This is a genomic window from Stenotrophomonas sp. STEN083, assembly GCF_056759195.1.
Genome location: NZ_JBRRCU010000048.1, coordinates 20185 through 32645, shown reverse-complemented (window position 1 = coordinate 32645; position 12461 = coordinate 20185). Strand labels below are relative to the sequence as shown.

General features: G+C 63.7%; 16 protein-coding genes. 13 read left to right on the top strand and 3 right to left on the bottom strand.

The window, feature by feature from the left end:
* Positions 1–274 precede the first annotated feature (274 nt).
* Genes eno through truD form a run of 5 tightly spaced genes read left to right on the top strand, consistent with a single transcriptional unit; the run spans position 275 to position 4285 of the window.
* Complete coding sequence (eno, locus tag ACVOK8_RS13945) at positions 275–1567, top strand: phosphopyruvate hydratase (RefSeq protein ID WP_481567343.1); 1293 nt, start codon at positions 275–277, stop codon at positions 1565–1567.
* Positions 1568–1572: 5 nt separating this feature from the next.
* On the top strand, positions 1573–1956 hold the full coding sequence (gene ftsB, locus ACVOK8_RS13940) for a cell division protein FtsB (protein WP_481567342.1): 384 nt from the start codon (positions 1573–1575) through the stop codon (positions 1954–1956).
* Positions 1953–2651 carry a 2-C-methyl-D-erythritol 4-phosphate cytidylyltransferase gene (gene ispD, locus ACVOK8_RS13935; protein ID WP_481567341.1) on the top strand — a complete coding sequence of 233 codons (699 nt, stop codon included), beginning with the start codon at positions 1953–1955 and terminating at the stop codon, positions 2649–2651. The genes ftsB and ispD overlap by 4 nt, the downstream gene beginning before the upstream one ends.
* Positions 2652–2696: 45 nt before the next feature.
* Positions 2697–3197 carry a 2-C-methyl-D-erythritol 2,4-cyclodiphosphate synthase gene (gene ispF / locus ACVOK8_RS13930; RefSeq protein WP_481567340.1) on the top strand — a complete coding sequence of 167 codons (501 nt, stop codon included), beginning with the start codon at positions 2697–2699 and terminating at the stop codon, positions 3195–3197.
* Entirely contained in the window at positions 3194–4285 is a 1092-nt protein-coding gene (truD, locus tag ACVOK8_RS13925) for a tRNA pseudouridine(13) synthase TruD (protein ID WP_481567339.1), read from the top strand. The genes ispF and truD overlap by 4 nt, the downstream gene beginning before the upstream one ends.
* 169 nt (positions 4286–4454) lie before the next feature.
* Here the strand turns inward: truD and ACVOK8_RS13920 are convergent, their stop codons facing one another.
* Positions 4455–4994 carry a Smr/MutS family protein gene (locus tag ACVOK8_RS13920; protein WP_481567338.1) on the bottom strand — a complete coding sequence of 180 codons (540 nt, stop codon included), beginning with the start codon at positions 4992–4994 and terminating at the stop codon, positions 4455–4457.
* Positions 4995–5175: 181 nt separating this feature from the next.
* Between ACVOK8_RS13920 and surE the strand changes: the two genes are divergently transcribed.
* The 5 genes from surE to ACVOK8_RS13895 all read left to right on the top strand — a co-directional run bounded on the left by surE (position 5176) and on the right by ACVOK8_RS13895 (position 8395).
* Positions 5176–5955 carry a 5'/3'-nucleotidase SurE gene (gene surE / locus ACVOK8_RS13915; protein ID WP_481567337.1) on the top strand — a complete coding sequence of 260 codons (780 nt, stop codon included), beginning with the start codon at positions 5176–5178 and terminating at the stop codon, positions 5953–5955.
* Positions 5952–6629: a protein-L-isoaspartate(D-aspartate) O-methyltransferase gene (locus ACVOK8_RS13910; RefSeq protein WP_481514856.1), complete on the top strand. Its 678-nt coding sequence runs from the start codon at positions 5952–5954 to the stop codon at positions 6627–6629. Before surE ends, ACVOK8_RS13910 begins: the two co-directional genes overlap by 4 nt.
* 19 nt (positions 6630–6648) lie before the next feature.
* A complete protein-coding gene (locus tag ACVOK8_RS13905; protein WP_481544977.1) occupies positions 6649–7263 on the top strand; it encodes a YqaA family protein in 615 nt (204 codons plus the stop codon).
* A complete protein-coding gene (locus ACVOK8_RS13900; protein WP_481567336.1) occupies positions 7260–8039 on the top strand; it encodes a peptidoglycan DD-metalloendopeptidase family protein in 780 nt (259 codons plus the stop codon). Before ACVOK8_RS13905 ends, ACVOK8_RS13900 begins: the two co-directional genes overlap by 4 nt.
* A 125-nt stretch (positions 8040–8164) precedes the next feature.
* On the top strand, positions 8165–8395 hold the full coding sequence (locus ACVOK8_RS13895; protein ID WP_481567335.1) for a hypothetical protein: 231 nt from the start codon (positions 8165–8167) through the stop codon (positions 8393–8395).
* A 378-nt stretch (positions 8396–8773) separates the two neighbouring features.
* On the opposite strand, the gene ACVOK8_RS13890 is transcribed toward ACVOK8_RS13895, so the two are convergent.
* Both ACVOK8_RS13890 and yhbY read right to left on the bottom strand, forming a co-directional pair.
* Entirely contained in the window at positions 8774–9154 is a 381-nt protein-coding gene (locus ACVOK8_RS13890) for an Mth938-like domain-containing protein (RefSeq protein ID WP_296249158.1), read from the bottom strand.
* A gap of 16 nt (positions 9155–9170) precedes the next feature.
* Positions 9171–9476, bottom strand: coding sequence for a ribosome assembly RNA-binding protein YhbY (gene yhbY / locus ACVOK8_RS13885; RefSeq protein WP_481567334.1), 306 nt, complete (start codon positions 9474–9476; stop codon positions 9171–9173).
* Positions 9477–9540: 64 nt separating this feature from the next.
* Here yhbY and rlmE point away from each other — a divergent pair, with 64 nt between their 5' ends.
* The 3 genes from rlmE (at position 9541) to ACVOK8_RS13870 (ending at position 12458) form a co-directional block, all read left to right on the top strand.
* Positions 9541–10173, top strand: coding sequence for a 23S rRNA (uridine(2552)-2'-O)-methyltransferase RlmE (gene rlmE, locus ACVOK8_RS13880; protein ID WP_481567344.1), 633 nt, complete (start codon positions 9541–9543; stop codon positions 10171–10173).
* A gap of 58 nt (positions 10174–10231) precedes the next feature.
* Positions 10232–12157, top strand: coding sequence for an ATP-dependent zinc metalloprotease FtsH (gene ftsH / locus ACVOK8_RS13875; RefSeq protein ID WP_481567333.1), 1926 nt, complete (start codon positions 10232–10234; stop codon positions 12155–12157).
* Positions 12158–12269: 112 nt separating this feature from the next.
* Positions 12270–12458: a hypothetical protein gene (locus tag ACVOK8_RS13870; RefSeq protein WP_481567332.1), complete on the top strand. Its 189-nt coding sequence runs from the start codon at positions 12270–12272 to the stop codon at positions 12456–12458.
* The last annotated feature ends 3 nt before the right edge of the window (positions 12459–12461 follow it).

The following is a 12461-nucleotide window of genomic DNA, read 5'->3' as shown; positions in this document are numbered from 1 at the left end:
GGGCGGACGCCCTCCGCCCGCACAGCCCCCCGGCACCCCCCAGCCCGCTCGCGCGCCGGGCCCCCCCCCCCACCCCCCCCCCCCCCGCCCCCCCCCCCACTACAGGTGGCATCAAACAAGGCCCGCCCAGTGCGGGCCTTGTGCGTTTCAGCGGCCCGCGCCGCTTTCAGGCGAAAGCAACGGCCGCGCCAGCCTGCGCTTCGTTTAAACTCCCGGCTGGTATTTGTGTTTCCCGTCGATAACAGACTCTCCTGAACGAGCCTAGCCCCCAGACATGACCAACATCGCCAAGATCCACGCCCGTGAAATCCTCGACAGCCGTGGCAACCCCACGCTGGAAGCCGAAGTCACCCTGGCCGACGGCTCGTTCGGCCGCGCCGCCGTCCCGTCCGGCGCTTCGACCGGCACCAAGGAGGCCGTGGAACTGCGCGATGGCGACAAGACCCGTTACCTGGGCAAGGGCGTGCGCAACGCCGTGGGCAACATCAACGGCGCCATCGCCACCGCACTGGCCGGCTTCAATGCCGAAGACCAGGAAGGCCTGGACCGTCGCCTGATCGATCTGGACGGCACCGAGAACAAGGGCCGTCTGGGCGCCAATGCGCTGCTCGGTGTTTCCATGGCTGCTGCCCACGCGGTCGCCGCTTCGAAGAAGCAGGCGCTGTGGCAGTACCTGGCCGCCAAGACCGGCGCCACCCCGTCGTTGCCGGTGCCGATGATGAACATCATCAACGGTGGCGCGCACGCTGATAACAACGTCGACTTCCAGGAGTTCATGGTGTTGCCGGTCGGCTTCAGTTCGTTCAGCGAATCGCTGCGCGCGGGTACCGAAATCTTCCACGCGCTCAAGTCGGTGCTGAAGAGCCACGGCCTGAGTACGGCGGTGGGCGATGAAGGCGGCTTCGCGCCGGACTTCCGCAGCAACGTCGAAGCCCTGGACACCATTCTGGAAGCGATCGGCAAGGCCGGTTACAACGCTGGCGAAGACATCCAGCTCGGCCTGGACGTCGCTTCCAGCGAGTTCTACGAGAACGGCAAGTACAACCTGGTCGGTGAGAACAAGCGCCTGACCTCCGAGCAGTTCGTCGACTTCCTGGCCGACTGGGCCGCGCAGTACCCGATCATCAGCATCGAAGACGGCCTGGCCGAGAACGACTGGGCCGGTTGGAAGCTGCTGACCCAGCGCATTGGCAACAAGGTGCAGCTGGTCGGCGACGATCTGTTCGTTACCAACCCGAAGATCTTTGCCGAGGGCATCGAGTCGGGCACCGCCAACGCCATCCTGATCAAGGTCAACCAGATCGGCACCCTGACCGAAACCCTGGAAGCCATCGCCATGGCCGACAAGGCCGGTTATGCGGCCGTGGTCTCGCACCGTTCGGGCGAAACCGAAGACACCACCATTGCCGATATCGCCGTGGCCACCACTGCCACCCAGATCAAGACCGGCTCGTTGTGCCGCAGCGATCGCGTGGCCAAGTACAACCAGCTGCTGCGCATCGAGGAAGCCCTCGGCAGCGGCGCGCGCTACGCTGGTCGTGATGCGTTTGTCTCGCTCAAGCGCTGATCGTCATGCGTAATTGGCGCTGGCTGCTGCTGGTGCTGGCGGTACTGCTGGGTTTACTGCAGTACCGCTTCTGGTTTGGCCAAGGCAACTCGGGCGAAGTGATGATGCTCGAGGCGCAGGTGGCCAACCAGAAGCGTGACAACGACGGTCTGCAGCAGCGCAATGATTCCCTGGCGGCCGAAGTCCAGGATCTCAAGGATGGCGAGGCTGCCATCGAAGAGCGTGCGCGCAGCGAACTGGGCATGATCAAGCCGGGTGAAAAGTTTTACCGGGTCGTCGAAAACGCCCCGGTAACGGCGCCTGCCGCGCCGACGCCGGCAGCGACAACTGCAGCGGCAACGCCGGCCGGGCAGGGCAATCAACAGTTGCCACCGGAGAACATCCCTTGATCGTGCAGACCTGGGCCGTGGTTCCCGCTGCTGGGCGTGGCGCGCGCTTCGGCGGGCCGGTGCCCAAGCAGTACCTGCTGGCCGATGGTGAGCCCTTGCTTGCCCATGCCCTGCAGTCCCTGCTCGCCCATCCCGGCGTGGCCGGGGTGATGGTGGCCATTGCCGAGAACGATGCCGATTGGCCGGGCTGGACCTCCTTTGCCGACAAACCGGTGCTGACCTGCGTGGGAGGAGAGACCCGTGCGGCGTCGGTATTGGCTGGTTTGCAGGCTCTGCCGGACAGCGTGCGTGCCGATGACTTCGTGCTGGTCCACGACGCCGCTCGGCCAAATCTGGCGGCGGCTGATCTAAGCCGTTTGCTGGAAGTAGGGCGCGCTGATCCGGTTGGCGGCATTCTTGCCGCGCCGGTGCGCGACACGCTCAAACGAGCTGGTGATGACGGCGGCATTGACGGCACGGAGCCGCGTGAGCGCCTGTGGCGCGCGTTGACCCCGCAGTTGTTTCGCCGCCATCAACTCACCCGTGCGCTGCTCGATGCCGCTGCCGCCGGTGTTGATGTCACTGATGAAGCGATGGCGATGGAGCGGCAGGGCGTGCGTCCGTTGCTGATCGAAGGCGCGGAAAGCAATTTCAAGGTCACTACCCCGGCCGATCTGGCCCGTTTCGAATTCGAGCTGTCGCGGCGCGGCAGCTGATCCCTTGCCGGCGCGTTGGCGCCGGCTCTGCCAAGAAGTACTGCCATGAACTCTTCCGTTTCCTTCCCTCCCATCCGTATCGGCCAAGGCTATGACGTGCATGCCTTCGGTGAGGGCGACCACATCATGCTGGCCGGCGTGCGCGTGCCGCACAGCCGCGGCGTGCTCGCACACAGCGATGGCGACGTGGCCTTGCACGCATTGTGCGACGCCATGCTCGGCGCGCTGGCGCTGGGTGACATTGGCGTGCATTTCCCGCCCTCCGATGATCGCTGGAAGGCGGCGGACAGCAGTCGCTTTGTCACGCACTGCAACGAGCTGCTGCGCGAGCGTGGCTGGCAGGTCGGCAATGTCGACATCACCGTGATCTGCGAGCGGCCCAAGGTGGGCCCGCATGCGTTGGCGATGCGCGAGAAGGTGGCGCAGCTGCTGCAGATCGATCTGGATCGGGTCAGCATCAAGGCAACGACCAGCGAAAAGCTGGGTTTCACCGGTCGCGAAGAAGGCATTGCCGCGCAGGCCGTGGCCTTGTTGGTGGCCGCATGATCGCGCTGCCGTTGGCCTTTGGCGAACCGGTGCTGACAGCGGCGATCCGCAGCGTGCCGGAAGACTTCCAGGTTGATGAAATTCCCGCTTTCGAAGCGACCGGCGAGGGTGAGCACCTGCTGCTGGACATCCGCAAGCGCGGCGCCAATACCGTGGCGATTGCCAAGCAGTTGGCGCAGTGGGCGGGCGTGCCGGAAATGGGCGTCAGCTATGCCGGGCAGAAGGATCGGCATGCGGTGACCACGCAGCGCTTCAGCGTGCACCTGCCCAAGCGCGTGGCGCCGGATCTGGCGCTGCTGGAGTCGGACGAGCTGCACGTGCTGGCGTCGACCTGGCACAACCGCAAGCTGCAGCGTGGCGCATTGGCGGGCAACCGCTTCAAGCTGGTGCTGCGTGGTGTGCAAGGTGACAAGGCGGCCATCGAGGAACGCCTGCAGATTGTCGCTGCACGCGGCCTGCCGAACTGGTTTGGCGAACAGCGCTTTGGTCGTGATGGCGGCAACGTGCCAGCAGCATTGCAGATGTTTGCCGGCCGTCGGGTACGCAAGGACCAGCATTCGATGCTGTTGTCCGCCGCGCGCTCTGCATTGTTCAACCGCGTGCTGGCCGCACGCGTGGAACAGGGCAACTGGGACACGGCGCTGGAAGGCGAGGTGTGGATGCTGGACGGCAGCCGTTCGGTGTTCGGCCCGGAGCCGATGAACGAGGTGCTGGCTGAGCGTCTGGGGCGTTTCGATATCCATCCCAGCGCGCCGTTGTGGGGTGTTGGTGAGCTGCGCGCGACCGATGCCGCACGGGCATTGGAAGATCAGGCCCTGGGTGATGAGCAGGCCTTGGCGCTCCGTGCCGGGCTGGAGCAGGCCGGGCTCAAGCAGGAGCGCCGCTCGTTGCGCCTCAAGCCCATGCTGATGCAGCATCAGTGGCTGGCCGACGACGTACTTGAAGTGTCGTTCGCGCTGCCGCCGGGCTGCTACGCCACGGCGGTGCTGCACGAACTGGGTGAAGTGACCGACGCCAGTCGCAATGAAATTGCGGGTGCTCCGGCATCTGAAGCCGAGACATCGAGCGAAGAGAGCGCCGCTGACTGAGTACGGGTGGTCAGATCGTAGCCCGGGTAAGCGCAGCGCACCCGGGAAGCGGGTATCCGGAAGTGTTTAAGGGTTCCTCACGGACAGCCCCGGGTGCGCTGCGCTTACCCGGGCTACAGAGACTGCAGAGCTACGCCGTCCAAGCGAACAAACTGGCCGAGCTGGCCGCTCAGCGGTTGGCCAGCAATACAAGTACAGCGCCGGTACCGCCCTGGGTAGGCGGCGCGGAATGAAATGCCAGCACATCATTGCGCTGGCGCAGCATGCGGTCGACCAGGTTCTTCAGTACCGGCGCACCGCCATCGGACTGCAGGCCCTTGCCGTGGATGATGCGCACGCAGCCGTGTTCATGCGCGCGTGCTTCCAGCAGGAACTGGCGCAGCAGGTTCTCGGCCTGGGCGGAGGTGGCACCGTGCAGGTCCAATTCGTCCTGCACTGAATACTGGCCACGCTTGAGCCGCTGGAACATCTGCGGAGGCAGGTTGTCGCGCCGGTAGCTGGCGTTGTCGCCGGCTTCCAGTGGCTTGCTTGAATGTAAAAGGCGGGCAAATTCGCCCAGGGCCTCGGATTCATCCTGTTCTGCCATGCGCGCGCGCGGTTTGGGGCGTGGCTTGCCTGTAGGCGCTGCCTCCACGGGGCGCATCGGCGTTACCTCGCCAATGGCCGAGCGGAACAGTGCGGCGTCATCTTCTTCATCTGGGTGCGACATTTGTACAGCGTAACGTGCACACAGTCGCAGGCAAGCCCCGCGGAGGTGGAAAGTGCCGCGGCGCATTCCGGTATCATGGCCGCTCAGGTCGGTCCGTCACGGTGATGTACTAACCGGAGGTTCCGGCGATTGCGGCGCTGAGTGGGAGCGTCGCGTGTTGATCCAGTAACCCAGGCCTTTAATGCGCGTACTTGTATCAAATGACGATGGTGTGGACGCCCCCGGCATCAAGATGTTGGCTGAGGAGCTTCGCAACGCCGGACACGAAGTCACCGTGATGGCGCCGGACCGTGACCGGTCGGGTGCTTCCAACTCACTCACGCTGGATCAACCGGTGCGTCTGCGCCGCATTGACCACTACACCTGTGCGGTGGCGGGTACGCCGACCGACTGCGTGCATCTGGCGCTGACCGGCATGCTCGAATTCGAGCCGGACATCGTGGTGTCGGGCATCAACAATGCCGCCAACCTCGGCGATGACGTGATCTATTCGGGCACGGTATCGGCGGCGATGGAAGGGCGCCACCTCGGCCTGCCCTCGGTGGCGGTGTCGCTGGTCACGCACAAGCATGAAGCCAAGAACTTCGTTACCGCAGCACGCGCTGCGGTGGAGATCGTGTCCAGGCTCATCGCTGATCCATTGCCAGCCGACACCATCCTCAACGTCAACGTGCCGGACCTGCCTTGGGACGAGATCCGTGGCTTTGAGGTCACCCGGCTTGGCAATCGCCATCGCGCCGAAGCCTGCGTTCCGGCGACCGATCCGCGCGGCAATACCGTGTACTGGATCGGCCCGGCCGGCAGTGAGCAGGACGCCGGTCCCGGCACCGACTTCCACGCGGTGCGTACCGGGCATATTTCGATCACCCCGATCCAGGTCGACCTGACGCGCTATTCGGCCCTGGAAAAGGTTGCCAGCTGGGTCGGTGGGTTGACCGAAACCCTGGGGAAGCCTGAATGACGCCGCGTATGCGCCTGCAGCCGGAGGCCGTGGGTATCGGCATGACCTCGCAGCGGGTGCGCGATCGCCTTGTCGATCGCCTGCGCGAAGTGGGTATTGCCGACGAGGCCACGCTCAACGCCGTGCGGGTAGTGCCGCGTCACTTGTTCATTGATGAGGCGCTGGCCTCACGCGCTTACGAAGACACGGCGTTGCCGATCGGCCATGGTCAGACCATCTCCCAGCCCTGGGTCGTGGCACGGATGACCGAGGTGGTGTTGGCGGTCGCGCCGAAAAAGGTGTTGGAAGTCGGCACTGGCTCGGGTTACCAGGCCGCCATTCTGGGGGCGCTCGGGCTTGAGGTGTTTACCGTCGAACGTATTGGCGACCTGCTGCGGCAGGCGCGCAAGCGCTTCCGGCACCTCGGCATGAACATCCGTACCAAGCATGACGACGGCCGCATTGGCTGGCCCGAGCACGGCCCATATGACGCCATCGTGGTGACGGCCGCTGCGCCGGCGCTGGTGGATGCATTGATCGATCAGTTGGCCGTCGGTGGCCGACTGGTCGCGCCGGTTGGCGGGCCGGGCGGACAGGTGCTGTTGCAACTGACCCGGCAAGCCGATGGCACCATTACCCAGGAAGAGCTGGCACCGGTGAGCTTCGTACCGTTGTTGCCGGGCATGCTTGACTGAGCACAGGACTACTCACTGAATGAAGATTTTCGGGCCGTTGTACGACCGCGCCATGGTCTGGGCTGCCAATGAGCGTGCGCCCACCTATTTGACCGTGCTGAGTTTCATCGAAGCCATCATCTTTCCGGTGATGCCGGAAGTGATGCTGATGCCGATGTGCGTGGCACAGCCGCGCAAGGGCTGGCGTTTCGCGACCCTGAGCCTGGCTGGCTCCATGGTCGGCGCGATGGTGGGCTACGCGTTGGGCCATTACGCCTTCGAGGTGCTCAAGCCGCTGTTCGAGGCAATGGGCATGCTGCCGGCGATTGAAGGCGGCATCGCTACCTTGCAGGCCAAGATGGCTGAGTCGCCGTGGGCAGTGTTCACCTTCCTGGTGCTGGGCGGCTTCATGCCCATCCCGATGAAGGTCTTCACATGGGCCTCGGGTATCGTCGGCGTGCCGATGCCGCAGTATGTGTTGAGCATGCTGGTCGGACGCGGCAAGCGGGTTTATTTGTTGGCGGCGGTGATCCGCTTCGGTGGCGCACAGGCGGCTGAACGGTTGCGGCGCTGGATTGAGCCGTTGGGCTGGATTGCCACCGCATTGGTGGTGGGCCTGGTGGCGTGGCTGGTCTGGAGGGCTAAATTCGCATGAATGCATTGATGTTGGGCAAGGGCTTGGGCATGACGCTGGCCGTTCTGGCGGTGGTCTCGTTGGCGGCGTGTGGTACCGCCACGGTGGTGAAACCCTCTGGCGGCAGCTCGGGTTCATCCACCTCGACCACGCCGCGCACCTCGGTGGCCAAGCCTGGGCAGACCGCAATCGTTCGCCGTGGCGACACGTTGTTCGGCATCGCCCGGATCAACAACATCACGCCGCGTGATCTCGCAGCCTGGAATGGCCTGTCCGAGCCGTACACCATCTACCCGGGGCAGGCGCTGCGTCTGTATCCGGGTGGCGCGACGGCCAGCCGGCCGCCGGCAAGCAGTGGTTCAACGACGACGGCTACGCGCCCGGCGACCCCGCCGCCGGCAGCGACGCCTACGCCGGTCAACAGCGGCATCGCCTGGCGTTGGCCGGCAGAGGGTGCGCTGGTAGGCCGTTTCGTGGCTGGTGAGGCGACCAAGCAGGGCGTGGACATCGCCGGCAGCAGTGGTCAGGCGGTACGTGCCGCGGGCCCGGGCGTGGTGGTGTATTCCGGTGCCGGCCTGGTTGGTTATGGTGAGCTGATCATCATCAAGCACAACGACCAATGGCTGTCGGCCTACGGTCATAACCGCAAGCGCCTGGTCAACGAAGGCCAGAGCGTCAAAGCGGGCGACCAGATTGCCGAGATGGGCCGCACCGGCACCTCACGCGACATGCTGCACTTCGAGATCCGCTACAACGGCAAGCCGGTAGATCCGCTGGTTTACCTGCCGAACCGCTGAGTGTTCGCGGTCCCGCCCTGATCATTGGGCGGGGCCTGTAGCAGATATGTTGCGCCCACGAATCGTGGTGGTGACAGGATTGCCGGGGTGTCGCGACGGCATCCACGGTTTGAGAAGGAGGTGGGATGCAGAAGCCGAAGTACTGGTTCCAGGCCTCAAGCCACGGGCATGGTTGGAGTTGGCCGCTGGCTTGGCAGGGCTGGGTCGTATATGCGCTGGTGGCGGTGCTGTTGTCGGCGGCTTTTCTGCTGTTTCCGCCTACGATCAAGCCGGTCGCGTTCGCCGGTTCTCACGCTTGCGTGGCCCTGTCGATGCTGCTGGTGTGTTGGCTGAAGGGAGAGCCGCTGACTCGTTAGATAGCGACATGAAGAATCCGGTATCACCGGGTTTTCGATATCTTCAGGTGTGGCAGGAGATTCGGTAGGCGTTTCCGGCGTTGCAGCTTTACCTGTAGTGCCGAGCCATGCTCGGCAGCGGCTTCCCCGGTGATGCGTCAATGCGCACCGCACTTGTGGGAGTCGCGTAAGCCGCGAGGCTGATGAACTCGCTGATGCCTTGGCAGCAAGGCCCCTGCCGAGCATGGCTCGGCACTACAGTGCGGCATCCAGCTTTGCTGGCACGGACTGCGGGTTAGGTTTCGTTGGGATTGCCGGCATGTCTGCGGGCTGCTAAGCCGCTGGCTTCGCGGCTTAGGCCGCTCCTACAAGAGTGCCCCAGCGCAGCATGACTGCGCCTTACGGAGTGCTTTCCAGGATGATGGCCATCACCACGCGGCGGTTTTCACCGGCCAGCACGTTGTAGGTGCGTGCGGCCGAGGCGTTGTTCATTACCTCGATGCCGATGCCGCGGGTCAGGCAGGCTGCCATGATCGCCGCGGGCGGGAAAATCTGCTTGTCACCCGTGCCAAGGATCACCAGCGCCGGATTCAGTTCCAAGGCTGCGTCCAGATCTTCGGCGCGCAACTCGGCCACCGAGGCAACCGGCCAGTCTTCAATCAAGCTGTTCGGCGCGAGGATGAAGCTGCGGCTCAGTGCGCGGTCGTTCACCTGAGCATGGCGGCCATCGGCCGAGCGCAGGGAATAAATGTAATCAGGAAGCTCGCGACTGAACTGCATGGGTATTCCTCGGCTATCAGCCGCGCGGCAGCACGATCTGACGCTTTTCCTTGGCCGGGCGATACAGCACGGCGACGTGGCCGATGCGCTGGACCAGGGCGGCACCGCTGGCCTGGATCAGTTCCTCGATCAGGGTGTCGCGGGCTTCGCGGTCTTCTGCAGCAACCTTTACCTTGACCAGCTCATGGCGCTCCAGCACTTCGTCAAGCTCGGCCAAAAAGGCCGGAGAGACCCCTTTGCCACCGATCTGCAGCAGTGCTTTCAGGTCGTGCGCAATGCCGCGCAGGAATCGGTTCTGGGCCGAGGTCAGGACGATGGACATGCAGGACTACAGGTAATCAAGGGGGTTCAGGGTATCATGACCACCCCTGTGAGCCCCATTGCCGATGCCTTCCCGTAGCAAAAGTAGCCAGCGCTGGCTGAAAGAACACTTCTCCGATCCTTTTGTGAAAAAGGCCCAGAAGGAGGGCATGCGCTCGCGCGCGGCCTACAAACTGGAGGAGCTGCTGGAACGTGACCGCCTGCTGAAGCCGCATATGGTGGTGGTCGATCTGGGCGCCGCGCCGGGTGGCTGGTCGCAGCAGGTGCGCAGGCAGATGGGCGACACCGGCCGTGTCTTGGCGCTGGATATCCTGGAGATGCCGCCTTTGGCTGGCGTGGAGTTCCTTCACGGGGACTTCAGGGAAGAAACGGTCCTATCGCAGTTCGAAGCCATGGTTGGCGAGCAGCCGGTAGACCTTGTGCTGTCGGATATGGCCCCCAATAAGAGTGGTATGGATGCGGTTGACCAGCCGCGGATGATGCACCTGGCGGAGTTGGCGATGGATTTTGCCGATAACCATCTCAAGCCGGGCGGGGCGTTCCTGATCAAGTTGTTCCAGGGCGTCGGCTTTGATGACTACGTGCGTGAAATGCGCCGTCGTTATGACAAGGTCGCCATTCGCAAACCGGACGCTTCACGCAAGCGTTCATCCGAGGTTTATGCCTTGGGGCAGGGCAAGCGTACCCAGATAAAGTAAGCTCAGCCATACGACTTTTCAGCATTTAGTATCTAGAGGGACACCGGAGCCGATGAGGATGAACGACCTGACCAAGAACCTCCTGTTATGGGTGGTTGTCGCCGTCGTGCTGATGGTGGTGTTCCAGAGTTTTGCCCCGCGCAGTGGGGCAGCCGCCGCTGGCGATGCACGCAATTACACGCAGTTCCTGCAGGAAGTGGATGCTGGCCGGATCAAGTCGGTCGAATACACCGACAAGACCACGCTGACCACCAATCACCTGCGCTTCAAGCGCGCTGACGGTTCCGACGGTGCGCTGTATGCCCCGGCCGACCCGAAGCTGCTGGACCAGCTGTATTCCAAGAATGTTGAAGTTGCCCGTCAGGAACCGGCTGGCCCGAGTTTCTGGGGCATCGTGCTGCAGTTCCTGCCGATACTGCTGCTGATCGGCTTCTGGATTTTCATGATGCGCCAGATGCAGGGCGGTGGCGGTGGTGCCAAGGGCGCGATGTCCTTCGGTAAATCCCGCGCCAAGCTGCAGGGCGAAGACCAGATCAAGGTCACCTTTGCCGACGTCGCCGGTTGCGACGAAGCCAAGGAAGAAGTCGGCGAACTGGTCGAGTTCCTGCGTGATCCGTCCAGGTTCACCAAGCTCGGCGGCAAGATTCCGCGCGGCGTGCTGATGGTGGGTCCGCCGGGTACCGGTAAGACGCTGCTGGCCCGTGCCATTGCGGGCGAGGCCAAGGTCCCGTTCTTCGCGATCTCCGGTTCGGACTTCGTCGAGATGTTCGTCGGCGTCGGCGCCAGCCGCGTGCGCGACATGTTCGAGCAGGCCAAGAAGCACGCGCCGTGCATCATCTTCATCGACGAAATCGATGCCGTCGGCCGTCACCGCGGCTCGGGCACCGGCGGTGGCCACGATGAGCGCGAGCAGACCCTGAACCAGATGCTGGTTGAGATGGACGGCTTTGAAGGCGGCGAAGGCGTGATCGTGATCGCTGCCACCAACCGTCCTGACGTGCTGGACAAGGCGCTGCTGCGTCCGGGCCGTTTTGACCGCCAGGTCATGGTCGGCCTGCCGGACATCAAGGGCCGCGAGCAGATCCTGCGCGTGCACCTGCGCAAGGTGCCGGCCGCCGATGACGTGCGTCCGGAAGTGCTGGCACGCGGTACCCCGGGGTTCTCCGGTGCCGATCTGGCCAATCTGATCAATGAAGGCGCCCTGTTTGCGGCTCGTCGCAACAAGCAGGAAGTCGACATGAAGGACTTCGAGGACGCCAAGGACAAGATCTACATGGGTCCTGAGCGCCGCAGCATGGTCATGCGTGAGGAAGAGCGTCGCAATACCGCTTATCACGAGTCTGGTCATGCCGTTGTCGCCATGTCGCTGCCCAAGGCCGACCCGGTGCACAAGGTCACCATCATGCCGCGCGGTTGGGCGCTGGGCCTGACCTGGCAGCTGCCGGAGCATGACCACATCAGCAAGTACAAGGAGCGCATGCTGGAAGAGTTGGCGATCCTGTTCGGTGGCCGTATCGCCGAGGAGATCTTTGTCGGCGAGATGTCGACCGGTGCCTCCAATGACTTCGAGCGCGCCACCAAGCTGGCCCGTGCCATGGTCACCAAGTACGGCATGTCCGATGTGTTGGGCATCATGGTCTACGCCGATGAGGAAGGCGGCTATGGCATGCACAGCAAGACCATTTCCGAGGCCACCCAGCAGAAGGTGGACTCGGAGATCCGTCGCATCCTCGACGAGCAGTACAACGTTGCCTACAAGATCCTGGATGAGAAGCGCCAGATCGTCGAGGCAATGACTGCTGCGCTGCTGGACTGGGAAACCATCGATGCCGACCAGGTCAAGGCGATCATGGAAGGCCGCAAGCCGTCGCCGCCTGCAGGCTGGGTGGACAAGGGTGGCAACAACGACCGTGCCGATGATGGCAAGGGTGGCGATGCCCCGCAGCCGGTGGCGCCGATCACTGATCCTGCCGGCCAGCACTGAGCGCGCAGCATCAACGCGACAAGAACGGGCCGGTTTTCCGGCCCGTTTTTTTATGCGCCAGGCCCTGCGCTGGGCGAGAATGGCGTCACTTTGGATTTCTCAGGTTTTTCCCATGAATGATGCTCCGTCGCCGCCCAAGGCACCCTCTGCGAATGTGCCGGAGATGATCATCGCCACCGTGGCCGGCGTTGGCTTCGGAGTGAAGACCAACAACTTTCTGGCCGGTATTTTCATCGGTGTGGTGCTGGGCGTGATCCTGAGCCTGATCGGCAGCCGGATCCGCGCCCGCAACAAGCGCTGAGGC